This window comes from Gammaproteobacteria bacterium (genome assembly GCA_036383255.1).
Taxonomy (GTDB): Bacteria; Pseudomonadota; Gammaproteobacteria; order Natronospirales; family REEB76; genus DASUBN01.
On the sequence record DASVOS010000009.1, the window covers coordinates 35962 to 60159 of the forward strand.

The 24198-nt window shown below is 65.5% G+C and carries 26 protein-coding genes and 3 tRNA genes; 23 read left to right on the top strand and 6 right to left on the bottom strand.

Going from position 1 to position 24198, the window contains the following annotated elements; all coding sequences use genetic code 11:
- Window positions 1–16 precede the first annotated feature (16 nt).
- On the top strand, window positions 17–916 hold the full coding sequence (gene galU / locus VF651_04785) for a UTP--glucose-1-phosphate uridylyltransferase GalU (GenBank protein HEX7965016.1): 900 nt from the start codon (window positions 17–19) through the stop codon (window positions 914–916).
- 2 nt (window positions 917–918) lie between these two features.
- Window positions 919–1248 carry a quaternary ammonium compound efflux SMR transporter SugE gene (gene sugE / locus VF651_04790; GenBank protein ID HEX7965017.1) on the top strand — a complete coding sequence of 110 codons (330 nt, stop codon included), beginning with the start codon at window positions 919–921 and terminating at the stop codon, window positions 1246–1248.
- Here sugE and VF651_04795 read toward each other — a convergent pair.
- A complete protein-coding gene (locus VF651_04795) occupies window positions 1245–2093 on the bottom strand; it encodes a glycosyltransferase (protein HEX7965018.1) in 849 nt (282 codons plus the stop codon). The genes sugE and VF651_04795 overlap by 4 nt on opposite strands.
- Before the next feature lie 66 nt (window positions 2094–2159).
- Between VF651_04795 and VF651_04800 the strand changes: the two genes are divergently transcribed.
- A tRNA-Asn gene (locus tag VF651_04800) sits at window positions 2160–2234 on the top strand.
- A 27-nt stretch (window positions 2235–2261) separates the two neighbouring features.
- Here the strand turns inward: VF651_04800 and VF651_04805 are convergent.
- A complete protein-coding gene (locus VF651_04805) occupies window positions 2262–3452 on the bottom strand; it encodes a pyridoxal phosphate-dependent aminotransferase (GenBank protein ID HEX7965019.1) in 1191 nt (396 codons plus the stop codon).
- Between the two features lie 62 nt (window positions 3453–3514).
- On the opposite strand from VF651_04805, the gene uvrB reads away from it, so the two are divergent.
- From uvrB to VF651_04865, 12 genes are all read left to right on the top strand, one after another.
- Complete coding sequence (gene uvrB, locus VF651_04810) at window positions 3515–5539, top strand: excinuclease ABC subunit UvrB (GenBank protein HEX7965020.1); 2025 nt, start codon at window positions 3515–3517, stop codon at window positions 5537–5539.
- 15 nt (window positions 5540–5554) lie between these two features.
- Entirely contained in the window at window positions 5555–5920 is a 366-nt protein-coding gene (locus VF651_04815; protein HEX7965021.1) for a VOC family protein, read from the top strand.
- Between the two features lie 81 nt (window positions 5921–6001).
- Window positions 6002–6078: transfer RNA gene (locus VF651_04820), tRNA-Val, on the top strand.
- Window positions 6079–6156: 78 nt separating this feature from the next.
- On the top strand, window positions 6157–8082 hold the full coding sequence (thrS, locus tag VF651_04825; GenBank protein ID HEX7965022.1) for a threonine--tRNA ligase: 1926 nt from the start codon (window positions 6157–6159) through the stop codon (window positions 8080–8082).
- 57 nt (window positions 8083–8139) lie between these two features.
- Window positions 8140–8658: a translation initiation factor IF-3 gene (gene infC, locus VF651_04830; protein ID HEX7965023.1), complete on the top strand. Its 519-nt coding sequence runs from the start codon at window positions 8140–8142 to the stop codon at window positions 8656–8658.
- Between the two features lie 120 nt (window positions 8659–8778).
- Window positions 8779–8976, top strand: a complete 198-nt coding sequence (gene rpmI, locus VF651_04835) for a 50S ribosomal protein L35 (GenBank protein ID HEX7965024.1) — start codon at window positions 8779–8781, stop codon at window positions 8974–8976.
- A gap of 15 nt (window positions 8977–8991) precedes the next feature.
- Window positions 8992–9348 (top strand): 50S ribosomal protein L20, encoded by a 357-nt coding sequence (gene rplT / locus VF651_04840; protein ID HEX7965025.1) that lies wholly within the window; start codon window positions 8992–8994, stop codon window positions 9346–9348.
- Window positions 9349–9457: 109 nt separating this feature from the next.
- Window positions 9458–10483: a phenylalanine--tRNA ligase subunit alpha gene (pheS, locus tag VF651_04845; protein ID HEX7965026.1), complete on the top strand. Its 1026-nt coding sequence runs from the start codon at window positions 9458–9460 to the stop codon at window positions 10481–10483.
- Window positions 10484–10490: 7 nt separating this feature from the next.
- The gene (gene pheT, locus VF651_04850; GenBank protein ID HEX7965027.1) at window positions 10491–12872 is read left to right on the top strand and encodes a phenylalanine--tRNA ligase subunit beta; all 2382 of its coding nucleotides are present in this window, start codon (window positions 10491–10493) and stop codon (window positions 12870–12872) included.
- A gap of 3 nt (window positions 12873–12875) precedes the next feature.
- Window positions 12876–13178 carry an integration host factor subunit alpha gene (gene ihfA / locus VF651_04855; protein HEX7965028.1) on the top strand — a complete coding sequence of 101 codons (303 nt, stop codon included), beginning with the start codon at window positions 12876–12878 and terminating at the stop codon, window positions 13176–13178.
- Window positions 13156–13512, top strand: a complete 357-nt coding sequence (locus VF651_04860) for a MerR family transcriptional regulator (protein ID HEX7965029.1) — start codon at window positions 13156–13158, stop codon at window positions 13510–13512. The genes ihfA and VF651_04860 overlap by 23 nt, the downstream gene beginning before the upstream one ends.
- Before the next feature lie 101 nt (window positions 13513–13613).
- Window positions 13614–13690, top strand: a tRNA-Pro gene (locus VF651_04865).
- A gap of 539 nt (window positions 13691–14229) precedes the next feature.
- On the opposite strand, the gene VF651_04870 is transcribed toward VF651_04865, so the two are convergent.
- Window positions 14230–14682: a hypothetical protein gene (locus tag VF651_04870; protein ID HEX7965030.1), complete on the bottom strand. Its 453-nt coding sequence runs from the start codon at window positions 14680–14682 to the stop codon at window positions 14230–14232.
- Between the two features lie 168 nt (window positions 14683–14850).
- On the opposite strand from VF651_04870, the gene VF651_04875 reads away from it, so the two are divergent.
- Entirely contained in the window at window positions 14851–16455 is a 1605-nt protein-coding gene (locus tag VF651_04875) for an acyl-CoA dehydrogenase family protein (protein ID HEX7965031.1), read from the top strand.
- Here the strand turns inward: VF651_04875 and VF651_04880 are convergent.
- Window positions 16452–17210, bottom strand: coding sequence for a hypothetical protein (locus VF651_04880; GenBank protein ID HEX7965032.1), 759 nt, complete (start codon window positions 17208–17210; stop codon window positions 16452–16454). The genes VF651_04875 and VF651_04880 overlap by 4 nt on opposite strands.
- 46 nt (window positions 17211–17256) lie before the next feature.
- Here VF651_04880 and VF651_04885 point away from each other — a divergent pair, with 46 nt between their 5' ends.
- The gene (locus tag VF651_04885; GenBank protein HEX7965033.1) at window positions 17257–19050 is read left to right on the top strand and encodes an ABC-F family ATP-binding cassette domain-containing protein; all 1794 of its coding nucleotides are present in this window, start codon (window positions 17257–17259) and stop codon (window positions 19048–19050) included.
- An 8-nt stretch (window positions 19051–19058) separates the two neighbouring features.
- On the opposite strand, the gene VF651_04890 is transcribed toward VF651_04885, so the two are convergent.
- Window positions 19059–19376 (bottom strand): hypothetical protein, encoded by a 318-nt coding sequence (locus VF651_04890; protein ID HEX7965034.1) that lies wholly within the window; start codon window positions 19374–19376, stop codon window positions 19059–19061.
- Between the two features lie 126 nt (window positions 19377–19502).
- Between VF651_04890 and VF651_04895 the strand changes: the two genes are divergently transcribed.
- The 5 genes from VF651_04895 to VF651_04915 all read left to right on the top strand — a co-directional run bounded on the left by VF651_04895 (window position 19503) and on the right by VF651_04915 (window position 22965).
- The gene (locus VF651_04895) at window positions 19503–19814 is read left to right on the top strand and encodes an antibiotic biosynthesis monooxygenase family protein (GenBank protein HEX7965035.1); all 312 of its coding nucleotides are present in this window, start codon (window positions 19503–19505) and stop codon (window positions 19812–19814) included.
- 85 nt (window positions 19815–19899) lie between these two features.
- Window positions 19900–20328 (top strand): NfeD family protein, encoded by a 429-nt coding sequence (locus VF651_04900; protein HEX7965036.1) that lies wholly within the window; start codon window positions 19900–19902, stop codon window positions 20326–20328.
- Window positions 20329–20358: 30 nt separating this feature from the next.
- A complete protein-coding gene (locus tag VF651_04905) occupies window positions 20359–21288 on the top strand; it encodes an SPFH domain-containing protein (protein ID HEX7965037.1) in 930 nt (309 codons plus the stop codon).
- 10 nt (window positions 21289–21298) lie between these two features.
- On the top strand, window positions 21299–22519 hold the full coding sequence (locus VF651_04910) for a TIGR03862 family flavoprotein (GenBank protein HEX7965038.1): 1221 nt from the start codon (window positions 21299–21301) through the stop codon (window positions 22517–22519).
- Window positions 22516–22965: a YaiI/YqxD family protein gene (locus VF651_04915; protein HEX7965039.1), complete on the top strand. Its 450-nt coding sequence runs from the start codon at window positions 22516–22518 to the stop codon at window positions 22963–22965. The genes VF651_04910 and VF651_04915 overlap by 4 nt, the downstream gene beginning before the upstream one ends.
- On the opposite strand, the gene VF651_04920 is transcribed toward VF651_04915, so the two are convergent.
- The gene (locus VF651_04920) at window positions 22962–23450 is read right to left on the bottom strand and encodes a hypothetical protein (GenBank protein ID HEX7965040.1); all 489 of its coding nucleotides are present in this window, start codon (window positions 23448–23450) and stop codon (window positions 22962–22964) included. The genes VF651_04915 and VF651_04920 overlap by 4 nt on opposite strands.
- Before the next feature lie 81 nt (window positions 23451–23531).
- Here VF651_04920 and VF651_04925 point away from each other — a divergent pair, with 81 nt between their 5' ends.
- Window positions 23532–24059, top strand: a complete 528-nt coding sequence (locus VF651_04925; protein HEX7965041.1) for a DUF1993 domain-containing protein — start codon at window positions 23532–23534, stop codon at window positions 24057–24059.
- Window positions 24060–24198 lie beyond the last annotated feature (139 nt).

Genomic DNA, 24198 nt, shown 5'->3' on the forward strand with positions numbered 1-24198 from the left:
TAAAGAGGCGAACTCAATGTCCACCCCCCGCATCCGCAAAGCCGTGTTCCCCGTGGCGGGGCTCGGCACGCGCTTCCTGCCTGCCACCAAGGCTTCTCCCAAGGAGATGCTGCCGGTGGTGGACAAGCCGCTGATCCAGTACGCGGTGGAGGAGGCGGTGCAGGCGGGCGTGGAGGTGCTGGTGTTCGTGACCAGCCGCACCAAGCGGCCCATCGAGGACCACTTCGACAGCGCCTACGAGCTCGAGACCGAGCTCGCGCGCCGCGGCCGCAAGGCCGAGCTGGAGATGGTGCAGAGCATCGTCCCGCCGCACGTGACCTGCGTCTACATCCGCCAGGCGGAGGCGCTGGGACTAGGCCATGCCGTGCTCTGCGCCGAGGCGGCGGTGGGCCATGAGCCCTTCTTCGTGATCCTGGCGGACGACCTCATCGACGGCGGCAAGCGCTCGGCACTGCAGCAGATGGCGGACGTGTACGCCAAGCACCAGTCCAGCGTGGTGGGCATCGAGCGGGTGAAGCCCGATGAGACGCAGCGCTACGGCATCATCAGCCCCCGCGACGTGGGACCTCGCTTGCACGAGGTGCAGGCCATCGTGGAGAAGCCGAAGCCCGAGGTGGCGCCCTCGAAACTGGGGGTGGTGGGACGCTACATCCTCACGCCGCGCATCTTCGAGCTCATCAAGAGCACCGGCCGCGGCGCCGGCAACGAGATCCAGCTCACCGACGCCATCGCCGCGCTGCTGGAGTTCGAGAAGGTCTACGGCTACGAGTTCGAGGGCGTGCGCTACGACTGCGGCAGCAAGCTCGGCTACCTGCGCGCCACCGTGGAGTTCGGCTTGAAGCACACGGAACTCGGCGACACGTTCCGCGATTACCTGAAGATGATCGGTTCCGACCTCACTTCCGGCAGGAAATAATGATGAGTCCGGCCCAAGCCTGGGCCCTGCTGGTCGTCGCCGGCCTGTTCGAGGTGGCCTGGGCCATCGGCCTCAAGTACACGGAAGGGTTTACCCGGACAGTCCCCACGACGCTCACCTTCGCAGCCATGCTCGTGAGCATGGGCCTGCTCGGACTCGTGACCCGGCAGCTTCCCATCGGCACTGCCTACGCGGTGTGGACCGGCATCGGCGTGTTCGGCACCGCGGTGCTGGGCATGTATCTATTCGGGGAGTCAGCGGCGATGATCAGGCTTGTGAGCTTGGCGTTGATTTTGACGGGAATCGTCGGTCTCAAGCTGACGACCGCTTAGCGCTCTTTCGGGTTCTTGACGGCCTCATCGGCCTCTTTCTCCGCCGCCCGGATGAGCTTGCGCAGGTTCTTGAACCCGCGCAGGTAGAGCCGCAGGCGATAGGTGAACACCGTCCAGGCGGAGAAATGCTTCTTGGCGAACATGAGCTCGCAGAAGTAATAGGACTGCTCGAAGAAGTTGTTGCGTACCCCCGTGCCCACGCCGCCGCTGGCGCTGCGGTGGTGGAAGAGGGCGGCGGAGGCGGAGAACTTGAAGGTCAGCCCAGCCTTGAAGGCGCGCCGGGCGTAGTCGCTCTCCTCGCGCACCGATACGCCCCGGAAGTTCTCGTCGAAGTAGCCGATGCGCTCCACCACCTCGCGGCGGATGGAGAAGTTGCAGCCGGTGATGTTGTTGGTGGCGCCGTCCCGGTCGTAGTTGTCGCCGCCCTTGAAGCGCAGCGAATCCGTGAGCCAGGTGGGCTGGGCCGGGCGCTTGGAACCGTGCTCCGTGACCCGGCCCTGCACCACGTGGGTTCCGTCGGCATGGGCGGCCACGTGCTTGGCGATGAAGTCCGGCTCGAAGCTCACGTCGTCATCCGTGAACACGATGACCTGCCCCCTGGCCCGGCGCAGACCCTCGTTGCGGGCCTTGGTGACCGAGGCGAAATCGGGACGGACGTGGGTGAAGCGGCCCTGGTTCGCCTCCAGGAACGCCTGGGTCTCCGGGTTGTGAGCCTTGGTCTGGTCGATGACCAGGATCTCCAGGTCCGGGCAGTCCTGGGCGAAAGCGCAGCGCAGGGTGCCCACCAGGAGCTCCTCGCGGTTGTAGGTGGGGATGACGAGGCTGGCTGCGATGCGGTCCGACATGCCTTGCGGGCCCTGTTTTCATTGACCCCTGTGGGGTGCTTGATTAAACTATGCGCCCTTCGAGATTCCCCGGTAGCTCAGTGGTAGAGCAGTCGACTGTTAATCGACTGGTCGCTGGTTCGAATCCGGCCCGGGGAGCCACTTTCCAGCCTTCCTCCACCTGATACTTCAGCCCGCCTTCTCCAGGAACGCGGCGATGCGGCCCATGGCGCCCTTGAGGTTGTCCATGCTGGTGGCGAAGGATATGCGCAGGTGCCCGGGCGCGCCGAAGGCCGAGCCCGCCACCGCTGCCACGCCGCCCTCCACCAGGAGCTTCTCCGCCAGTACGTTGTCGTCCTTCAGCTTCAGGCGGGTGATGACCTTGGAGAAATCCGCGAAGGCGTAGAACGTGCCGTCCGCCGGCAGCATGGAGACCCCGGGCATGGCGGTGAGCGCCATGTGCACGTAGTTGTGGCGCTCGCGGAAGGCCTTGCACATCATCTGCACGTATTCCTGGCCGCCGTTGAGCGCCGCTTCCGCGGCCGCCTGGGAGATGGAAGAGGGGTTGGATGTGCTCTGGGACTGCATGTTGCCCATGGCCTTGATGACGGGTTCCGGGCCGCCGGCATAGCCGATGCGCCAGCCGGTCATGGCGTAGGCCTTTGAGCAGCCGTTCAGGACGAGGGTCCTCTCATACAGGTCCGGACAGGCCATCACGATGTTGCAGAAGGGCTCGCCGTGCCAGATGAAGGGCTCGTACATGTCGTCGGTGGCGATGAGCACCTTGGGGTGCCTGCGCAGCACCTCGCCGAAGGCCAGGAGCTCCTTGCGCCGGTAGGCCATGCCCGTCGGGTTGGAGGGGCTGTTGATGACCACGAGCCGGGTACGCTTCGTGATGCTCTTCTCGAGCTGCTCCGGCGTGAGCTTGTAGTGCTGCTCGGGGCCGGCATAGGGCATCACCGGCGTGCCATCGGCGATGGCCACGATCTCGGGATAGGACACCCAGTAGGGCGCCGGCACCACCACCTCGTCGCCCTTGCCGATGACGGCCTGGCAGAGGTTGAAGAAGCTCTGTTTGCCCCCAGATGAGACCAGGATCTGGGACGGCGTGTAGGTCAGTCCGTTGTCGCGCTTGAATTTCTCGACCACCGCCTTGCGCAGGGCCAGCGTGCCCTCCACCGCGGTGTACTTGGTCTGGCCGGCGCGCATGGCGCGGATCGCGGCCTCCTTTACATGTTCCGGCGTGTCGAAGTCCGGCTCGCCGGCGCCGAGGCCGATGATGTCCTTGCCCTCGGCCTTGAGGGCCGCGGCACGCGCCGTGACGGCGAGCGTGGGCGAGGGCTGAAGACGCCGGGCGCGTTCAGAGAGTTCGATGTCCAAGGAGAGGCTCCATCCAGGCGGGCGGGGCGGTATCATCATAAAGGAAAGGCAGAACCAGCACCATGAGCGACGGATTCCGCATCGCATCCGACTACAAGCCCGCCGGCGACCAGCCGCAGGCCATCGCCACGCTCACCGCGGGCCTGAAGGACGGGCTCGCGCGCCAGACGCTGCTCGGCGTCACGGGCTCCGGCAAGACCTTCAGCATCGCGAACGTCATCCAGAACCTGCAGCGCCCGGCGCTGGTGCTGGCGCCCAACAAGACCCTGGCGGCGCAGCTCTACGGCGAATTCAAGACCTTCTTCCCCGACAATGCCGTGGAGTACTTCGTCTCCTACTATGACTACTACCAGCCGGAGGCCTATGTCCCCTCGTCGGACACCTATATAGAGAAGGACGCCTCCATCAACGAGCACATCGAGCAGATGCGGCTGTCCGCCACCAAGGCGATCCTGGAGCGCAAGGACACCATCATCGTGGCCACGGTGTCCGCCATCTACGGCCTGGGCGACCCCAACTCCTACCTCAGCATGGTGCTGCACATCAGCCGCGGCGAGAAGATCGACCAGCGCGCCATCCTGCGCCGGCTCGCCGAGATGCAGTACACCCGCAACGACCTGGACTTCTCCTCCGGCACCTACCGGGTGCGGGGCGAGATCATCGACATCTTCCCGGCGGAATCGGACCGGGAAGGCTTGCGCATCGAGCTCTTCGACGATGAGGTGGAATCGCTCACGCTGTTCGACCCGCTCACCGGCGCCAGCATAAGGCCGGTGCCGCGCTACACCGTGTATCCCACCAGCCACTATGTGACGCCGCGGGGCACGCTGCTCGAGGCCATCGACAAGATCAAGGCCGAGCTCAAGCCGCGCCTGGATGAACTGCGACAGGCCAACAAGCTCGTCGAGGCCCAGCGCCTGGAGCAGCGAACCCTGTTCGACATCGAGATGATGGCGGAGATCGGCTACTGCAGCGGCATCGAGAACTACTCGCGGCACCTGTCCAACCGCAAGGCTGGCGAGCCGCCGCCCACGCTGTTCGACTACCTGCCTCCGGAAGCGATCCTGGTGATCGACGAGAGCCACGTGACCGTGCCGCAGCTCGGCGCCATGTACAAGGGCGACCGCTCCCGCAAGGAGACGCTGGTGGAGTACGGGTTCCGCCTCCCTTCGGCCCTGGACAACCGGCCGCTGCGCTTCGAGGAGCTGGAGGCCCGTTCGCCACAGACCGTGTTCGTCTCGGCCACGCCGGGTCCCTACGAGAAGCGCACCGGCGACCAGACGGTGGAGCAGGTGGTCCGTCCCACGGGGCTCGTCGACCCCCGGGTCGAGGTCCGGCCGGCCCGCACCCAGGTGGACGACCTGCTGTCGGAGGTGAAGCAGCGCGCAGAGCGCAAAGAGCGCACCCTCGTCACCACCCTCACCAAGCGCATGGCCGAGGACCTGACCGAATACTTCGCCGAGCACGGCGTGAAGGTGCGCTACCTGCATTCCGACATCGAGACCGTGGAACGCACCGAGATCATCCGCGACCTGCGCCTGGGCGTGTTCGACGTGCTGGTGGGCATCAACCTGCTGCGCGAGGGCCTGGACCTGCCGGAAGTCTCGCTGGTGGCGATCCTGGACGCGGACAAGGAGGGTTTCCTGCGCTCCGAGGGCTCGCTCATCCAGACCATCGGCCGCGCCGCCCGTAACGTGAACGGCATGGCCATCCTCTATGCCGAGCGCGTCACCGGCTCCATGCAGCGGGCCATGGATGAGACCGACCGGCGCCGCCAGAGACAGGAGGCCTACAACCAGGCCCACGGCATCTCCCCCCAGGGCATCCAGAAGGCGGTGGCGGACGTGATGGAGGGAGCGCGGGCCTACGCCGCCGGCGTGCGCGCGCCGCTGCCCAAGGCCGCCGACGAGCGGGCCCGTTACGAGGCCATGGGACCCGAGAAGCGCCTCAAGCTCATCAAGCAGCTGGAACTCGAGATGCAGAAGCATGCCCGCAACCTGGAGTTCGAGGAAGCGGCGCGGGTGCGGGACGACATCCGGCGTCTGCGGGAGATCGACATGGGTCTGCCGGACGTGAAGGCCGGCTGAGCAGAGGAGAACATGATGGAACCCACGTTGGGCAACGGCAAGATCTGCTACATCGAGATCCCCGCCACTGACGTGGCACGGTCGGCGGATTTCTACGCCAAGGTGTTCGGCTGGCGGACCCGCAAGCGCGGCGACGGTCACCTGGCCTTCGACGACGGCGTGGGGCAGGTGAGCGGCAGCTGGGTGAAGGGACGTCCGCCCCAGGGTGGCCCCGGCCTCCTGGTCTACATCATGGTGGATGACGCCGCCGCCATGCTGGAGGCCATCGTGGCCAACGGTGGCGAAGTGGTACAGCCCATCGGCGCCGATGCGCCGGAGATCACCGCGCGCTTCCGTGATCCGGCGGGCAACGTGTTCGGCCTCTACCAGCAACCCGCCTGAAAGATACGCGCATAGCGGCTAAGTAGCCGGAAACCTTGCTGTTTTTAGCCCATTCCGGTATCGTTACGCGCTGAATTCAGTAGGCGTGTAGCTCAGCTGGTTAGAGCACCACCTTGACATGGTGGGGGTCGTTGGTTCGAGTCCAATCACGCCTACCAACACATACGAGAGTTTGTCTTTCCGACAACCCGAAGCACGCGGCCCCTCGTATAGGCCGCCACTGTAAGGAGAAGCGCATGCCCGCCATCACGCTGCCTGACGGTTCCAAACGCGAATTCCCCAACCCGGTCACGGTCGCCGAGGTGGCTGCCAGCATCGGCCCCGGCCTCGCCAAGGCCGCGCTCGCCGGCAAGGTGGACGGTAAGGTGGTGGACACCTCGTTCACGATCGATCACGACGCGCCGCTCAGCATCGTCACCGAGCGCGACGCGGAAGGCCTCGACGTCATCCGCCATTCCACGGCGCACCTCCTGGCCCAGGCGGTGAAGCAGCTCTTCCCGGAAGCACAGGTCACCATCGGTCCGGTGATCGAGGATGGCTTCTACTACGACTTCGCCTTCAGCCGGCCCTTCACGCCCGAGGACCTGGCCGCCATCGAGAAGCGCATGGAGGAACTCGCGGGGCAGGACCAGAAGGTCACCCGCAGCGTGATGCCCCGCGACGAAGCCGTGAAGTTCTTCCGCGACATGGGCGAGAAGTACAAGGCCGAGATCATCGCCAGCATCCCCAGCGCCGAGGACATCTCCCTCTACCGCCAGGGCGACTTCATAGACCTGTGTCGAGGCCCCCACGTGCCGAGCACCGGCAAGCTCAAGGCCTTCAAGCTCATGAAGGTGGCCGGCGCCTATTGGCGCGGCGACTCCAAGAACGAGATGCTGCAGCGCATCTACGGCACCGCCTGGACCGACAAGAAGGCCTTGCAGGCCTATCTCACGCGCCTGGAAGAGGCCGAGAAGCGCGACCACCGCCGCATCGGCCGCGAGCTGGACCTGTTCCACACGCAGGAAGAAGCGCCGGGCATGGTGTTCTGGCATCCGCGCGGCTGGGCGCTGTGGCAGCAGGTGGAGCAGTACATGCGCCGTGTGTACTCCTCCAGCGGCTACCAGGAGGTGCGCGGCCCGCAGATCATGGATAAGACCATCTGGGAGAAGACCGGCCACTGGCAGAACTTCCGCGACAACATGTTCGTGACCCACTCGGAAGAGCGGGACTTCGCCATCAAGCCCATGAACTGCCCAGGCCATATCCTCATCTACAAGCACGGGCTCAAGAGCTACCGGGACCTGCCGCTGCGCTTCGGCGAGTTCGGAGCCTGCCACCGCAACGAGCCCTCCGGCGCCCTGCATGGCCTCATGCGGGTGCGCGGCTTCACCCAGGACGACGGCCACATCTTCTGCACCGAGGACATGATCCAGGCGGAATGCGCGGCCTTCACGGCCCTGCTGCAGAAGGTCTATAAGGACTTCGGGTTCACGGACATCATCTACAAGGTGGCCACCCGTCCGGCCAACCGGGTCGGCGAGGACGCCCTCTGGGACCGCGCCGAGAAGGCCCTGATGGATTCCCTGACGGCCTCCGGCTGCGAATTCACGGTGTCACCGGGGGAGGGGGCGTTCTACGGCCCCAAGATCGAGTATTCCCTGAAAGACGCCATCGGCCGGGTCTGGCAGTGCGGCACCATGCAGGTGGACTTCAACATGCCCGGCCGCCTGGGGGCCGAGTTCGTGGGGGAGGACGGGGCCAAGCACGTCCCGGTCATGCTGCATCGGGCCATCGTAGGGTCCATGGAGCGTTTCGTGGGCATCCTCATCGAACACTTCACCGGCCGCTTCCCGGCCTGGCTGGCCCCGGTCCAGGCGGTGGTCCTCACCATCACCGACCGGCAGGCCGGATACGCCCAAAACGTGGTCGAGACCCTGAAATCCCATGGAAATCAGGGATTTCGGGTGGAATCCGACTTGAGGAACGAGAAGATAGGCTTTAAAATACGCGAACATACGCTCCAGCGCGTCCCCTACCTCCTGGTGGTGGGCGACAAGGAGATGGAAACAGGTTCCGTGGCGGTGCGCACCCGCGAAGGCCAGGACCTGGGCAGCCTCAAGCTCGAGGATTTCGCCCGGCGTCTTGAAGCCGAGGTGGTCAGCCGCGGAGTGGCAGCCTGAACCGCGTCCCGTATGCGTTGAGGGGACGGGTTCAGGTTTATTTTTGGAGGATCAGGTATCAGCTCTGAGAAGCGCGCCCGGCGAAACGGGGAGATCACGTCGCCCAAGGTCAGGGTCATCGGCCCGGACAACCAGCAGATCGGAATCATGTTCACCCGCGAGGCCGTCCGCTACGCCGAAGAGGCGGGACTGGATCTCGTGGAGGTGTCGCCCACGGCGGAACCGCCGGTCTGCCGCGTGATGGACTTCGGCAAGTACCTGTTCGAGGTCAACAAGAAGCAGCAGGTCGCGCGCAAGAAGCAGAAGCAGATACAGGTCAAGGAAGTGAAGTTCCGTCCGACCACGGACGAGGGCGACTACCAGATCAAGCTGCGCAACCTGACGCGCTTCCTCACGGAAGGCGACAAGGCGAAGGTGACCCTGAGGTACCGCGGGCGCGAGCTGCTGCACCAGAACATCGGTGTCGAGATCCTGGAGCGCATCAAGAAGGATCTGGAGGAAGTGGGGCAGATCGAGCAGTTCCCGCGCCTCGAGGGCAAGCAGATGGTGATGATCATCGGCCCGAAGAAGAAATGAGTTTCCAGCGCTAAGAAGTCGATGCAACAAAAGTGACGGCCCAAGCGTCACCCCTGGCGAACACCTCAACGCCGCTTCTGAGCGGGGCCAGGCTACCAGTAACAATCAGGAGTTTCAGTCATGCCCAAGATCAAGACCAACCGGGCAGCCGCGAAGCGCTTCCGCGCCACCGGCACCGGCAAGTACAAGCGTGGCCAATCGCACAAGCGCCACATCCTCACCAAGAAGAGCAGCAAGCGCAAGCGTCAGTTGCGCGGCTCGACGCTCGTGGTCCCCCAGGATCACTTCCGCGTCAAGCAGATGCTGCCCTGGTCGTAAGGAGAGGATAGAAACATGGCACGCGTAAAACGTTCAGTCACCAGCCGGGCCAAGCACAAGAAGGTCATCGGCAAGGCCAAGGGCTATTACAACGCCCGCCGTAAGAACATCCGCACCGTCAAGCAGGCGGTGATGAAGGCAGGCCAGTATGCCTACCGCGACCGTCGCGACAAGAAGCGCGACATGCGCGGCATCTGGATCGCCCGCATCAACGCCGCGGCGCGCCTCTCGGGGCTGTCCTACAGCCGCTTCATGAACGGCCTGAAGAAGGCGAAGATCGAGCTGGACCGCAAGGTGCTGGCCGACATCGCCGTGTTCGACAAGGCCGGCTTTGCGGCCCTCGCCGAGAAGGCCAAAGCCAGCTTAGCCTGAGACGAATGATGGCCCGCTGAGGGGCTTTCAATCAGAGCAAGTGGGGGAAGGCCGCACAACGGTCTTCCCCCTTTTCTTTTTGGGGTACACGGGGTAATAAGAACGTCCCATGAGCACCGACCTCGACAAGCTGATCACCGAGGCTGAGTCCAAGGCCGCCGCCTGCACCACGCTCGCGGCCCTGGATGAGGTACGCGTGCACTACCTCGGCAAGAAGGGCGTGATCACCGCCGAACTGCAGACCCTCGGCAAGCTGCCGGGCGCCGAGCGCGCCGCCGCCGGCCAGCGCATCAACGTGGTGAAGCAGGCGGTCACTGAACTACTGGATGCGCGCAAGACCGAACTGGAACAGGCGGATCTCGCCGCCAAGCTCGCCAGCGAGGCGGTGGACGTGAGCCTGCCGGGACGCGGCCAGGAGGCTGGCGGCCTGCACCCTTCCACCCGCATCATCGAACGGATCCAGACGCTCTTCGAACGGCTGGGCTTCAGCATGGAATCCGGTCCCGAGATCGAGGACGAGTTCCACAACTTCGACGCGCTGAACTTCAAGGCCGACCACTCGGCCCGCGCCGAGATGGACACTTTCTACCTGAAAGACAGGCCTTTCCTGCTGCGCACCCATACCTCGCCCGTGCAGATCCGCTCGATGCTGAAGCACGGCGCGCCGATCCGGGTGATCGCCGCCGGCCGCACCTACCGCCACGATTACGACATGACCCACACGCCCATGTTCCACCAGGTGGAGGGCCTCTTGGTGGACGAGAACGTGAGCATGGCGCATCTGCGCGGCACGCTCACGGACTTCATGCAGCGGTTCTTCGAGCAGGAGGACCTCAAGCTGCGCTTCCGCCCGTCCTACTTCCCGTTCGTGGAACCGGGCGCGGAGGTGGACATCAGCTGCGTGTTCTGCAGGGGCGCCGGCTGCCGCGTGTGCAAGCATACCGGTTGGCTGGAGGTGCTGGGCTGCGGCATGGTGCACCCGAACGTGCTCAAGGCCTGCAAGATCGACCCGGAGCGCTACACCGGCTGGGCCTTCGGCATCGGCGTGGAGCGCCTGGGGATGCTGCGCTACGGCATCGACGACATCCGCATGAACTACGACAACGACCTGCGCTTCCTGCGCCAGTTCCGCTGAGGCACCCATGAAGATCAGCGCGAACTGGCTCAAGGAATTCGTGAAGCTCCAGGACGATGCCCAAGGCATCGGCCGCAAGCTCGGCTCGGGCGGCGTGGAAGTGGCGTCCGTGACGCCATCCATCCCGGCCTTCGAGAAGGTGTGCGTGGGCCAGGTGAAGAGCCTGGAGAAGCACCCCTCGGCGGACAAGCTGAACGTCTGCCAGGTGGACATCGGCGACGGCAAGCTGCACCAGATCGTCTGCGGCGCGCCCAACGTGCAGGCGGGCATGAAGGCGCCGGTGATCCTGCCGGGCGGCAAGTTGCCGGACGGCACCGTGATCAAGCAGGCCGCCCTGCGCGGTGTGGATTCCTCCGGCATGCTGTGCTCCGCCCGCGAGCTCGGCCTCTCGGAAGAGGCCTCGGGACTCTTCGCGCTGCCGGCGGATGCGCCCGTGGGCAAGGACCTGCGTGAGTACCTGGGCGGTGGGGACTGGCTCATCGAGATCGAGATCACGCCCAACCGCGGCGACTGCCTCAGCATCCTGGGCGTGGCGCGCGAACTCGCGGCGCTCTACGGCAAGCCGCTGGAGAAGACCGAGGTGCCGCCGGTGAAGGCGGCCATCAAGGACGTGTTCCCGGCGGAGATCCAGGCGGAGAAGGCCTGTCCCGTGTTCGCTACCCGCGTCATCAAGGGCCTGCGCGCCGACGCCGTCACGCCGCTGTGGATGCGCGAGCGCCTGCGTTCCGCGGGCTTGAAGCCGATCCACCCGGCGGTGGACGTGACCCAGTACGTGATGCTGGAGCTCGGCCAGCCCATGCACGCCTACGACCTGAAGCGCCTGGACGGCGGCCTCACCGTGCGCATGGCGAAGGCGGGGGAGAAGACCAAGCTCCTCAACGGCCAGGTCTACGAAGCCCAGCACGACGTGCTGGTGATCGCCGACAAGAGCCGGCTGCAGGGCTTCGCGGGGATCATGGGTGGCGGTGAGTCCAACGTGACCGCCGGCACCACCGATGTACTCCTGGAAGCTGCGTTCTTCACGCCCGCCGCCATCAGCGGCCGCCCGCGGCGCATGGACCTGCTCACGGATGCTGCCTACCGCTTCGAGCGGGGCGTGGATCCGACGGGACAAGCCCGCGCCATCGAGCGCGCCACCCAGCTCATCCTCGAGATTGCCGGCGGCCAGCCGGGCCCCGTGAGCGTGGTCACGGCTGAGGCGACCCGCTTCCAGGGCGCGCCCATAAGGCTGCGCCGTGCGCGCCTCGCCGCACTGCTCGGCATCAGCGTGCCGGACAAGGAGGTGGAGGGCATCCTCACGCGCCTCGGGTTCATGGTGAAGGCGGACAAGGAAGGGTGGATGGCTACCGCGCCCAGCCACCGCTTCGACATCGAGATCGAGGAAGATCTGATCGAGGAGGTGGGCCGGGTCCACGGCTACGACCGGATTCCGGCACTCCAGTACCCCTCGCGCCAGGGCATGGCGCCTCTGCCGGAAGCCCGGGTGGACTTAAGGCGCCTGCGGCAGGTCTTGGTGGAGCGGGGCTACCAAGAGGTGGTGACCTACAGCTTCGTGGACGCAGGCCTGCAGGCCCAGGTCTACGGGTCCAACGGTATGGCCCTACCGCTCGCCAACCCCATCACCGCAGACATGGCCGAGATGCGCATGGGCCTGTGGCCTGGGCTGCTCAAGGTCTTGCAGTACAACCTGAACCGGCAGCAAGACCGCGTCCGGGTATTTGAGACTGGTTTGATATTCTATTCGCAAGCCGATGATATAAAACAAGAAAATATCATCGCTGGACTGGTCTCCGGACCCGAGTTCCCACTCCAGTGGGGTGAGACGGACCGGCCGGTGGATTTCGCCGATCTCAAGGGCGATATCGAGGCGCTGCTGAGGCCCGCTGGGGCTGCCGGCCGCCTGGAGGTCCAGGCTTCGGCTTTGGGTGCCCTGCATCCCGGCCAGTCAGCCCGGTTGATGCTGGATGGAAGGGAACTGGGCTGGATGGGTTCCGTGCACCCCAGGCTGGTCAAGGCACTGGACCTGCCTCAGGGTGCCCTAGTGTTCGAAATCCGCCTGGAGATGCTTTTAGGGGGCAAAATCCCGGCTTTTGAGCCAATCTCCCGGTTCCCGGCGGTAAGGCGGGACTTGGCGGTGGTAGTGGAAGAGAAGGTTACGGCTGGGCAACTTTTGGCCATGGCCCGGGAGGCCGCCGGGAGCCTGCTCCAAGAGGCCAGGATCTTCGATATCTACCGTGGTCCGGGCATAGATTCTGGACGAAAAAGCGTCGCTTTAGGCTTGATTTTACAAGACTCTTCGCGCACTCTTACTGACGAAGACGCTGATGGGACCATGCAGCGGGTGGCTGACCGTCTCCGGCGGGATTTGGGCGCAACAATACGAGATTAAGTAATGGCGCTGACCAAAGCCGAGATGGCCGAGGCCCTGTTCCAGGAGCTTGGCCTGAACAAGCGCGAGGCCAAGGAGCTGGTGGACCTGTTCTTCGAGGAGGTCCGCCTCGCCCTGGCCGAGGGCCGGCAGGTCAAGCTGTCCGGGTTCGGCAATTTCGACCTCCGCAAGAAGAACCAGAGGCCGGGGCGCAACCCCAAGACGGGGGAGGAGATCCCCATCACCGCCCGCCGGGTGGTGACCTTCCGTCCGGGACAGAAGCTCAAGGCACGGGTGGAGACATATGCTGGAAGCCGGGAACAATAGCGAGCTCCCCCCGATTCCGGGGAAGCGCTACTTCACCATCGGTGAGGTGAGCGACCTGTGCGGCGTGAAGCCGCACGTGCTGCGCTATTGGGAGCAGGAGTTCCCCCAGCTCAAGCCCGTGAAGCGCCGGGGCAACCGCCGCTACTACCAGCGCCACGACGTGCTGGTGATCCGCCAGATCCGCAGCCTCTTGTACGAACAGGGCTTCACCATCGGCGGCGCCCGCCAGCAGCTCTCCAGCGACGGCGCCAAGCAGGACATCACCCAGAGCCACCAGATCGTGCGCCAGATGCGCGTCGAGCTGGAAGAGCTTCTCCAGCTTCTGAAGCGCTGATAAGGCGCTGAATCTCAAACGGGTTTAGCGGAATCTTAGGCTTGGCGTATAATTACGCCCCTGCCAAGGGCCCGTCCGGGCCATCAGTCAGTTGAATCAGTCGGGGCGTAGCGCAGTCTGGTAGCGCACTTGCATGGGGTGCAAGGGGTCGGAGGTTCAAATCCTCTCGTCCCGACCAATTCAACTTCAAAACACCTAAATGGGTTCAGAAAGGGCAAGTCCCTCCGGCTAAGAGAGGATTTGAACCTCCGAACCTTTTATTTCGGGGTCGGAGGTTCGTTTTGCCCTACGCATCAGCCCCGGGCAAAACTCCGGGACCCACATCCCTGTGGGCCCGCCGGATGCTTCGCATCCGGCCCTCTCGTCCCGACCAATTCAACTTCAAAACACCTAAATGGGTTCAGAAAGGGTAAGTCCCTCCGGCTAAGAGAGGATTTGAACCTCCGAAACGATATATGCGGGGTCGGGGGTTCAGCTTTTGCGCTCTCTCGCTATCTATCCCTGCTCCGCGTGGCGCTGTGCGTCTCGCCCTCTCGTACCGATTGAAAATTCAAGCTGGCTGTCACAAAAGATTCATGAACCTACCCGTCTATCAGATGGATGGGAGGGACTAGCCAATGGATGCGGGGGTGCCCAGTATCTTGCTCGACGTCGGGTCATGGTTCAGACAAAAAAGCCCGGCTCGCGCCGGGCTTTTCGTTTCTGCATGCATGAAGCTCACGAGTTGGGTTTGGCTTCCTGGGCCTCCTGCAGGTACTTCACCACGTCCTTGGCTTCGCCCTGAGCACCCTTCACGCTGTCCTTCTTGAGCGAGTCCTTGGCTTCGGTGAGCGCCTTGTCCAGCTTCTTGTGCTGGTCGCTCTTGCTGTCCACGTCGTTCATGGCGCCCTTGCCCATGCCCTTGCAGGGATCCTCGGCATTGGCGTTGTACTCAGGACCCTGCGGACCCACCAGGCAATTCACCACGTGCTGCATGTGCTCATGCACCATCTTGATGTCGCCGCTGCTGGCGGACATCTGGGCGTGAGTGAGGGCGGTGGATATCTCCTTGGAGATGTCCACGCCGGAGCTGCCGGGGTTCATGCCGGTATCGGGCGCGCCGGCGGCGAAGCCGGCGCTGGCCAGCAGCAGGGCGGGCAGGGCGGATATCAAAACGGTCTTGTGTTTCATGGTCACTCCTTCGGTCGGTTCAGGGTACGCGATGCATCGCGGCTGCGCGCAGGCGGCCCATGTGCATGCGAAGTGGCTATTAAAACCCCCTCGCGCTGAAAAGGTCGAACCGAATTGACAGTTGCGGCTGCGGCGTACTTAATGTGTCGGTGAATGTCGTGAGGCGCCATGAACGGAAACGTAGAGTTCTTCCAGGAAGGACCTGAATTGGGTAACCAATATCAGGATGACGAGGCGCTGCGCGCGTGGCTAGGCCGGCGCGTGCCTGAGACGATGCTGTCCGGCATCGAGCCAGGCCTGGCGAACCTGGGCGCGCGGGCGGCAGGCGAGATGCTGGCGCTCACGGCGGCGGCGGAGGCGCAGCCGCCGCGTCACGTGCCCTACGATGCCTGGGGCCGACGCGTGGACCGCATCGAAGTGTCGGATGCTTGGAAGGCGCTGCATCGCATCGCCGCGGAGGAGGGCATCGTCGCCACCGCCTACGAACGCAAACAAGGGGAATGGTCGCGCCTGCACCAGTTCGTGCGCCTGCATCTCTATACGCCGTCTTCCGCCATCTATTCCTGCCCGCTGGCCATGACCGACGGCGCGGCACGCACGCTTGAGCTGTTCGGCGACGCACTACTGAAGCAGGACGTGCTGCCGCATCTCGTCAGCCGCGATCCGCGGGCGTTCTGGACCTCGGGGCAGTGGATGACGGAGCGTAGCGGCGGCTCGGACGTGAGCGGCACCTCCACCGAAGCGCGGCTCGAAGACGGCCGCTGGCGGCTCCATGGCACCAAGTGGTTCACCTCCGCCACCACCTCCGAAGTCGCCGTGACCTTGGCGCGGGACCCGGAGGCAGAGGGACGCCTGAGCCTCTATCTCCTGCAGCTGCGCGACGCGGAGGGCAAGCTGAACGAGATCTTCGTGCACCGGCTCAAGCCCAAGCTGGGCACCTGGGCGCTGCCCACCGCGGAGCTCACGCTGCAGGGCACGCCGGCAGTGCGCATCGGCGAGCCGGGAAAGGGCGTGAAACAGATCGCGACGGTGCTGAACATCACGCGCCTCTATAACGCGGTCTCCGCCGTGAGTTACATGCGCCGTGGCCTGGCGCTGGCGGTGGATTACGCCGGCAAGCGCCTCGCCTTCGGCAAGCCCATCCTCGAGCAGCCCCTGCATCATGAGACCCTCTCGGAACTGGATGCGGAGTACACCGGGGCCCTGCACCTGGTGCTGCACCTGGGCGTGCTGCTCGGCCGCGGCGAGACGGGCAAGGGCACGCCGGCGGAGACCGCGCTGCTGCGTCTGCTCACGCCAGTCGCGAAGCTGTATACCGCCAAGCAGTCCATCGCCACCGCCAGCGAAGTGCTGGAGTGCTTCGGCGGCGCGGGGTATATAGAGGACACGGGCCTGCCGCGGCTGTTGCGGGACTGCCAGGTGCTCTCCATCTGGGAGGGCACCACCAATGTGCTGTCCCTGGACGTGCTGCGGGCGCTGGAGGACCCGGCGTCCTTCAAGGCCTACGCGGCGGACGTGGCTGCGCGCACCGCGGCCATGCAGGGCAAGGAGCTCGCCGGGTTCCGCGACCAGATCACCGCCGGGGTCGAGGCCATGGGGACCTGGCTCAAGGGTGCGGCGCAGGACCGTGAAGCGCTGGAGCGGGGCGCGCGGCGCCTGGCCTTCAGCATGGCGCGTACTTACACCGCCTCACTGCTGGGCCTGGCTGCTGCCGAAGGGTGGATGGAGCCGGACGTGCTGCGCCACTGGTGCCGGACGCTGCCGCGCGGCTAGTGGGAAGCCCGGGCCGCGCGCTGTGGGAAGATGAGGATGCCGGCCACGATCAGCACCACCAGCACCGCCGATGCGGCATAGCGGCTCAGAGCCAAGCCGCCCTGGTCATGGGGCTTGTCGAGGAAATCCCCCACCACCGCGCCGAGGGGCCGCGTGAGGATGAACGCCGTCCAGAACAGCAGCGTGTGATCCAGCTTCGTCCAGAGATACGCCGCCGCCGCCAACAGCAGCAGCCCGCCGAAGATCGCCGCTGCGCCGAGATAACCCAAGCCCGCCGAGTCCGCGGTCCAGTCGCCCAACGCGGTGCCCAGGGTCTGGGAGAACATGATGGTGATCCAGTAGAACATCTCGGCCTTGGGTGTGCTTACGCTCGTGATGGAGACAGAACCCAGGGTGCGATGCCAGAGGAACAGCGAGCCCAGCACCAGCGCCAGCAGCAGCGAGCTGCCGCCGGCGTAGCCGATGCCGAGGGAGCGGTCGGCGAAGTCCGCGAGTGTGGTGCCCACGGTGGTGGTGGCGATGATGGTGGCCCAATAGAGGAAGGGGCGGAAACCCCGGGCCCTGACCTGTGCCAGGACGAAGCCGATGAAGATCACCGCGAAGATGGCGGTACCTGCGAGGTAGCCCAAACCCATGGACATGGAGACCGCGTCGCCGCCGGTCTCGCCCAGGGTGGTGGCGAAGACCTTGATGGCCCAGAAGACCAGGGTGACTTCCGGTACCTTGCTCAGGGCATGTCGGGCGTCGTCTCTCATGTCCTGGATATGAGACCATAGCGCGCCCTCCGATACCAATCCGTCCATGGCATCCGACCTCCTCGTCAGCGTCCAGGGTTTGAGCAAGTCCTACGGGCTGCAGAACCTTTTCTCGGGCATCACCCTGAGTTTCCACGCGGGGGAGAAGCTGGGCCTCATCGGGCCCAACGGCTCCGGCAAGTCCACGCTGCTCAGGATCCTGGCGGACGTGGAGACCCCCGACGAAGGGCAGGTGGCACGGGCCGGTTCCACCCATCTCGTGTACCTGCCTCAAGAAGACAGGTTCTCCGCCGGCGCCACCGTGGAGTCGGCGCTGCTGGATGCGCTGCCGGCACACCAGAGGGATGCCGGACTCAACTCCATCCGCGATCTCCTGCGGGAGATGGCCTTCGCGGACCTGGGGCAGAAGGTGGATTCCCTCTCGGGCGGCTGGCGCAAGCGCCTGGCTGTCGCCTGCGCGCTGGTGCAGGAGCCGGACCTTTTGCTGCTGGACGAGCCTACCAATCACCTGGACCTGGAAGGCATCCTGTGGCTGGAAGCGCTGCTGAAGTCGGCGCGCTTCGCCTTCGTGCTGGTGAGCCACGACCGTTACTTCCTGGAGAACGCCACCAACCGCATCGTGGAACTGAACCGCCGCTATCCGGACGGTTATCTGCGGGTGGAAGGCAACTACAGCGAATTCCTGCAGCGGCGCCTCGCGGTCTTCGACCAGCAGGACCGCGAGGAGCGGGTTTTGGAGAACACGTTCCGCCGCGAGCTGGAGTGGCTGCGGCGGGGACCCAAGGCCCGCACCACCAAGGCCAAGGGGCGCATCGATGCCGCCTATGAGCTGAAGGACGAGCTGCAGGCCACCCGCGGCCGCAACGCACTGACGAGATCCGCCGAGATCGAGTTCGACGCCACCGGCCGCAGGACCCGCAAGCTGGTGGAGCTCAAGGACGTGACAGTGGAGCGGGGCGGGCGGCGGCTGTTTTCCGGACTGGACCTCACGCTGGGGCCGGGCAGCTGTGTCGGGGTGCTGGGGCGCAATGGCAGCGGCAAGAGCAGCCTGATCCAGCTCCTGCGAGGCGAGCTCAAGCCCAGTGCCGGCAGCATCACCTGGGCGGACGACCTCAAGGTGGTGAGCTTCGACCAGAAGCGCGAGCAGCTGGACCGGAGCCTCACCCTGAAGCAGGCGCTCTCGCCCACCGGCGAGAGCGTGATGTTCCAGGGCAAGCCCCTGCACGTGAGCGCCTGGGCCCGGCGCTTCCTGTTCCCCACCGAGAAGCTCGGGCTGCCGGTGGCGCGGCTCTCGGGCGGCGAGCAGGCGCGGGTGCTGATCGCGCGGCTGATGCTGCAGCCCGCCGACCTGCTGCTGCTGGACGAGCCCACCAACGACCTGGACATCGCGACGCTGGAGGTGCTGGAAGATAGCCTGGCGGAGTTCCCGGGTGCGCTGGTGCTCATCACCCACGACCGCTTCCTCATGGACCGCCTGAGCGACCGGCTGCTGTACCTGGACGGGAGCGGCCACGTCACGTTCTTCGCGGACTACGCTCAATGGCTGGAAGCGCGCCGCAGTGCGGTGCCGGCGCCGATGGCATCGCAGGCGGTGGCGCCGGCCAGGAAGCCCGCCGCGCCCGGTTTGAGCTATGAAGAGAAGAAGGAGCTCGACCGGATGGAGAAGAGGATCGAGAAGGCCGAGGCGGAAGTGAACGCCATCCAGGAACGGCTGCACGACCCTGCCATCATGAGCGACGCGGCGAAGCTCAAGGAGATCTACGGCAGCCTGGAAGCCGCCCGGACCAAGGTGGCGGAACTGTACACGCGCTGGCAGGAATTGGAATCCCGCAATGCGTGAAGGCGGTCTCAGCAGCTGTCGCCGCTGAACCTGGTGCCGTCGAAACGGCAATGCACGAGGATGTCGCTCTCGTCCGAGAGCTCGAAGTCGCGGACGTAGCGCTGGCCTCCCACGTCGGCTTCCAGGCTGTGGGCACCGTAGTCGATGTCCCAGTTGCAGCTCGCCTGTGAACGGGCCGTGCAGGGCTTGCCGCCGTCCAACTTGAACAACACGTCGCCGGCAGTGAGGTTGTCGACACGCACGCTGTAGGTGATGCCGAGTTCAGGCGCCGTGGCGGCCGCGAGGCAAGGCGCGAGCAGGAGCGCGAGTCCGATGATCCGTCGCATGGAAAACCCCATCCCTATGCAGCGTCTCTTGCCCTAAGCATACCCACGGCGGCCGAGCCCTGGCCAGCCCGGCTGGCGCTATACTGATGGCCTGAGAAGGGGTGGCGGTAAAGGGGGCCACGTGCCGTGAAACCCGGTTACATCTGCGTGTGGGAGTTCCTGGCGGCCCCCGGCAAGGTGGAGGAGTTCAAGCGCCTCTACGGGCCGGAAGGGGATTGGGTGCAGCTGTTCCGCCGCGCGCCGGGCTACATTCGCAGCGAGCTTCATCAGGACCAGGCCAACCCGCAGCGCTTCATGACGGTGGATTACTGGGAATCCCAGGCGGCGGGCGATGCCTTCCGCAAGCAGTTCCTGCACGAATATGAGGAACTGGACGTGTGCTGCGAACAGTACACCGTGAAGGAAAGGGAGCTGGGCCGGTTCACGCCACTGGGCTGAAGGCCCGCGCCCGCCCGGCAGCCCGGGCATTGAAACCGGCACCGGCGGCCCTATCATCTATATCTATAGTCCTGGGAGGGGTTCCATGGAACACGAGATGGCTCTGGGCTTCCTGGCGGCGGGGATCATCCTCCTCGTGCTGGAGATGGCCAGCGTGACGTTCTACCTGGCGGCGCTGGCCTTCGCCTCGCTGCTCACCGCGCTCATCACCTGGCTCTATCCCATGAACGGCTGGCAGGGGGCGTTGGTGTTCACGCTGGGCTCCGCCGTGGCATTGCCCCTGGCGCACCTGCTGCGCCGCCGCCTGCACGGCGACAAGACCGACCCGCTGGAGGACATGGACAAGGGCAACCTGGTCACGGTCGCCCAGGCGGACGGCCACGACATCAAAGTGAAGTACCGCGACTCGCTGTGGGAGGCTGCCTGGGAGGGCAGCGGCCACCCCAGCGTGGGGCAGCGCGCCAAGGTGGTGGCCCGCGACGGCTCGCGCCTGCGCGTGAAGCCGGTCCACTGACAAAACGAACATACCAAAGGGAGCATCTCCATGCAGTTGTCATCCATCATCGGCCTGCTGATCCTGGTCTGGGCCGCGTTCACCATCGTCCGCGCGGTGCGCATCGTGCCGCAGCAGCAGGCCTGGGTCGTCGAGCGCCTGGGGCGCTTCCACGCAGTGCTGGGCTCGGGCATGCAGCTCATCGTGCCGATCCTGGACCGGGTGGCCTACCGCTTCGACATGCGTGAGATCCCGATGGACGTGCCGGAGCAGATCTGCATCACCAAGGACAACACGCGCCTGTCGGTGGACGGCGTGCTCTACTACCAGATCACCAACGCCCAGAACGCCGCCTACGGCACCAACAACGTGATCACCGCCGTGGTACAGCTGGTGCAGACCACCATGCGTGCCGAGGTAGGCAAGCTGGCGCTGGACGAGTGCCTGTCGCAGCGCGAGACCCTCAACCGCGGCGTGGTGGACGTGCTCACCGAGGCCGCCGCAGGCTGGGGCGTAAAGGTGCTGCGCTACGAGATCCGCAACCTCACCCCGCCCGACGAGATCCAGCGCGCCATGGAGCTGCAGCTCACCGCCGAGCGGCAGAAGCGCGCCGCCATCGCCAAGTCCGAGGGCGACCGCCAGCAGGCCATCAACCAGTCGGAAGGCCAGAAGCAGAGCCAGATCAACAATGCCGAGGGCGAACGCCAGTCCGCCATCCTGCGCGCCGACGGCCAGGCCCAGGCAATCGCCGCGGTGGCCAACGCCACCGCCAAGGCCATCGAGACCATCGGCAAGGCCACCGCGGGCCAGGGCGGCGCGGACGCGCTGCACTACCAGCTCGGCCAGCAGTGGGTGCAGCAATGGGGCGAGATCGCCAAGACCTCCACCGTGACCGTGGTGCCCGCGAACATGGGCGACCTCTCAGCCATGGTGGGCACGCTGCTGTCCCAGTCCGGCAACGCCAAGCCAGCGGCCCGCTGACGGGCCGCTAATGAGCCCGCGCACCGCCGCGGTGATCGGCGGCGGTCCCGCGGGTCTCATGGCCGCGGAGACGCTGGCGCAAGCCGGCGTCTCCGTCGCTCTCTACGACGCCATGCCCTCCGTGGGGCGCAAGTTCCTGCAGGCGGGCGTCGGCGGCCTCAACCTGACCCATTCCGAACCGGAAGCGGCCTTCCTCGCGCGCTACGGCGTACGGCGCGAGAGGCTGCGCCCGTGGCTGGAGCGTTTCGGCCCGGATGCACTGCGCACCTGGGCGGCGTCGCTGGGCGTCGAGACCTTCGTCGGCAGCTCAGGCCGCGTGTTTCCCAGGGAGATGAAGGCCGCGCCACTCCTGCGTGCCTGGCTGCGGCGCCTGAAAGAGGATGGCGTGCGCATCCACGTGCGGCATCGCTGGCGTGGCTGGGACGGGCAGGGCGCGCTACTGTTCGACACGCCGGACGGAAGCAGGACCTCCAAGCCGGATATCACCGTGCTCGCCGTGGGCGGCGGCAGCTGGGCGCGCCTCGGGTCCGATGGTGCCTGGGTGGGACTGCTGGAGGCGAAAGGCGTCGAGATACACCCCCTCAAGCCTGCCAACTGCGGCTTCGAGGCCGCCTGGAGCGGACATCTCCGCGAACGCTTCGCCGGCCAGCCGGTGAAGCCCGTGACCGCCTGGCTGGAAGACGGCACGCCGAGACAAGGCGAGTTCATCGTCACCCATCATGGTGTCGAGGGCGGACTCATCTACGCCTTGTCTACATCCCTGCGCGAGGCCATCGAGCGAGACGGCAGTGTGACCTTGCATATCGACCTCGTGCCGAACCGGGATGTGCCGCATCTGGCGCAAGCTCTCGCCAAACCACGCGGCTCCCAGTCCATGGCCAACCATCTGCGCAAGCAGACGGGGCTCGAAGGCGTGAAGGCAGGGCTGCTGCGGGAGGTGGCGGGTGCCGGGGAGCTGCCGGCGCCTGGCGAGCTCGCGGCGCTCATCAAGGATCTTCCCATCAAGCTCACGGCGATGCGTCCGCTGGACGAAGCCATCAGCACAGCCGGCGGTATCGCCTTCGAGACTATGGACGAACACTCGATGTTGCGGGCGCTGCCGGGAGTCTTCTGCGCCGGTGAGATGCTGGACTGGGAAGCGCCCACCGGCGGCTACCTGCTCACGGCCTGTTTCGCCAGCGGCAAGGCCGCGGGCGAGGGCGCACTGCGCAGGCTGGAAGGCAAGCCATGAGGATCTGGGTGGACGCGGATGCCTGCCCCAAGGCCATCAAGGAGATCCTGTTCCGCGCCGCCAAACGCGCCGGCGTGCAGCTCACGCTGGTAGCCAACCAGTCGCTGCGCACTCCGCCTTCGCAGCACATCAAGTCCATGCAGGTGGCATCAGGCTTCGACGTGGCGGACAACGAGATCGTGAGGCAGGTGGCGGCAGGCGATCTGGTGGTCACGGCGGACATACCGCTGGCGGCGCAGGTGGTGGAGAAGGGCGCCCACGCCCTCAACCCACGTGGCGAGCTCTACACGCCCGAGAACATCAAGGCTCGCCTGAGCCTGCGGGACTTCATGGCCAACCTGCGAGACAGCGGCGTACAGACCGGCGGCCCCGCGCCCCTGAGCCAGGCCGACCGGCAGGCCTTCGCCAACCATCTGGACCGTCTGCTGGCGAAGCGGGGTGCCTAAGGTTTGATGCGTTTGACCTGCACCGTGTCGCGCACGCCTTCCACGGACATGTAATAGGAATTGAACAGGCCACGGCTGATGGTGACCTTGGGGTGCATGAGCGCACCCAGCGTCAGTACGGCGTCGTCCATCTGCTCCCAGACCTGGCCGTTGTCGAGATGGAAGGTGGTGCCACCACTCCAGCCGCGGAACTCACCGCTGATGTAGGAACTGATGCTGTCGTCCGCGGCAGGCGCCTGCTCCGCTACCGCCGGAGCCGCGGCCGCCCGCCCTGCCGCGGGATCGCAGCCATGCTGTTTCTGGTAACCGGCAAACCAGGCATCCAGCGCCTTGATCTGGGCGTCCGAGAGCTTGTCCAGGCCGCTGGCGCGAAAATCCGCCACCGACATTGCCCTGAGTACGTCGAAATCCTGCTGGTCTGCCGATGCGATGCCGGTTACACACAGCAGCGCCGCCGCCAGCATCACATGGGTTAACATCTTCATCCGCGGTCCTCCGGTTCAGCCGATTGTCGCACGCCCGCCGTGACCGCATCCATCGCATCACCCGAGACAGGAGTGGAGATCATGCAGTTCTCGATGTATCAGGCGACGGCGCCGGGCTTCATCCACATACTCACTCAGCTGAAGCTCGTCCTGAAGAAGGGCGAGGATCACGCCGCCGCGCACAAGATCGACCCGCTGGTGCTGACCGGCGCGCGCCTGTTCCCGGACATGTTCCCGCTGAATCGCCAGATTCACATCGCCACCGACCAGGTTAAGTTCTGCATGGCGCGCCTCTCCGGCACCGACGCGCCGAAGTTCGACGACACCGAGAAGACTTTCGATGAGCTGCAGGCGCGCCTCGACAAGACCATCGCCTACATCCAGGGTTTCAAACCCGCACAGATCGACGGCAGCGAGAACAAGACCATCGAGGTCAAGCCGGCGAACGGCAACCCGCGCAAGTACCAGGGCACGAACTACGTGTTCGATTCCGTATACCCGAACTTCTTCTTCCATGTGACCACGGCCTACGCGATCCTGCGCCACAACGGTGTCGCGGTGGGCAAGACGGATTTCCTCGGCGACACCGAGCACGTCAAGCGCTCCTAGGCGCGTCCCGCCTACACCCGCTACCCGCGGATGTCCATTCTTCGGGCATCCGCGGGTTTTGCCGGCCGTCCCTTCCCGCCGAAAATGCAGTCCTCGTCACGGTCGCGCGCGCCGTGGACATATAACATCGAACAAAAGC

Bases quoted from the DNA above. Each gene is read 5' to 3' on its own strand.
- galU (HEX7965016.1), top strand. From the start codon at position 17: ATGTCCACCCCCCGCATCCGCAAAGCCGTGTTCCCCGTGGCGGGGCTC.
- sugE (HEX7965017.1), top strand. From the start codon at position 919: ATGAGTCCGGCCCAAGCCTGGGCCCTGCTGGTCGTCGCCGGCCTGTTC.
- VF651_04795 (HEX7965018.1), bottom strand. From the start codon at position 2,093: ATGTCGGACCGCATCGCAGCCAGCCTCGTCATCCCCACCTACAACCGC.
- uvrB (HEX7965020.1), top strand. From the start codon at position 3,515: ATGAGCGACGGATTCCGCATCGCATCCGACTACAAGCCCGCCGGCGAC.
- VF651_04815 (HEX7965021.1), top strand. From the start codon at position 5,555: ATGGAACCCACGTTGGGCAACGGCAAGATCTGCTACATCGAGATCCCC.
- thrS (HEX7965022.1), top strand. From the start codon at position 6,157: ATGCCCGCCATCACGCTGCCTGACGGTTCCAAACGCGAATTCCCCAAC.
- rpmI (HEX7965024.1), top strand. From the start codon at position 8,779: ATGCCCAAGATCAAGACCAACCGGGCAGCCGCGAAGCGCTTCCGCGCC.
- rplT (HEX7965025.1), top strand. From the start codon at position 8,992: ATGGCACGCGTAAAACGTTCAGTCACCAGCCGGGCCAAGCACAAGAAG.
- pheS (HEX7965026.1), top strand. From the start codon at position 9,458: ATGAGCACCGACCTCGACAAGCTGATCACCGAGGCTGAGTCCAAGGCC.
- pheT (HEX7965027.1), top strand. From the start codon at position 10,491: ATGAAGATCAGCGCGAACTGGCTCAAGGAATTCGTGAAGCTCCAGGAC.
- ihfA (HEX7965028.1), top strand. From the start codon at position 12,876: ATGGCGCTGACCAAAGCCGAGATGGCCGAGGCCCTGTTCCAGGAGCTT.
- VF651_04860 (HEX7965029.1), top strand. From the start codon at position 13,156: ATGCTGGAAGCCGGGAACAATAGCGAGCTCCCCCCGATTCCGGGGAAG.
- VF651_04870 (HEX7965030.1), bottom strand. From the start codon at position 14,682: ATGAAACACAAGACCGTTTTGATATCCGCCCTGCCCGCCCTGCTGCTG.
- VF651_04875 (HEX7965031.1), top strand. From the start codon at position 14,851: ATGAACGGAAACGTAGAGTTCTTCCAGGAAGGACCTGAATTGGGTAAC.
- VF651_04880 (HEX7965032.1), bottom strand. From the start codon at position 17,210: ATGAGAGACGACGCCCGACATGCCCTGAGCAAGGTACCGGAAGTCACC.
- VF651_04885 (HEX7965033.1), top strand. From the start codon at position 17,257: ATGGCATCCGACCTCCTCGTCAGCGTCCAGGGTTTGAGCAAGTCCTAC.
- VF651_04890 (HEX7965034.1), bottom strand. From the start codon at position 19,376: ATGCGACGGATCATCGGACTCGCGCTCCTGCTCGCGCCTTGCCTCGCG.
- VF651_04900 (HEX7965036.1), top strand. From the start codon at position 19,900: ATGGAACACGAGATGGCTCTGGGCTTCCTGGCGGCGGGGATCATCCTC.
- VF651_04905 (HEX7965037.1), top strand. From the start codon at position 20,359: ATGCAGTTGTCATCCATCATCGGCCTGCTGATCCTGGTCTGGGCCGCG.
- VF651_04910 (HEX7965038.1), top strand. From the start codon at position 21,299: ATGAGCCCGCGCACCGCCGCGGTGATCGGCGGCGGTCCCGCGGGTCTC.
- VF651_04915 (HEX7965039.1), top strand. From the start codon at position 22,516: ATGAGGATCTGGGTGGACGCGGATGCCTGCCCCAAGGCCATCAAGGAG.
- VF651_04920 (HEX7965040.1), bottom strand. From the start codon at position 23,450: ATGAAGATGTTAACCCATGTGATGCTGGCGGCGGCGCTGCTGTGTGTA.
- VF651_04925 (HEX7965041.1), top strand. From the start codon at position 23,532: ATGCAGTTCTCGATGTATCAGGCGACGGCGCCGGGCTTCATCCACATA.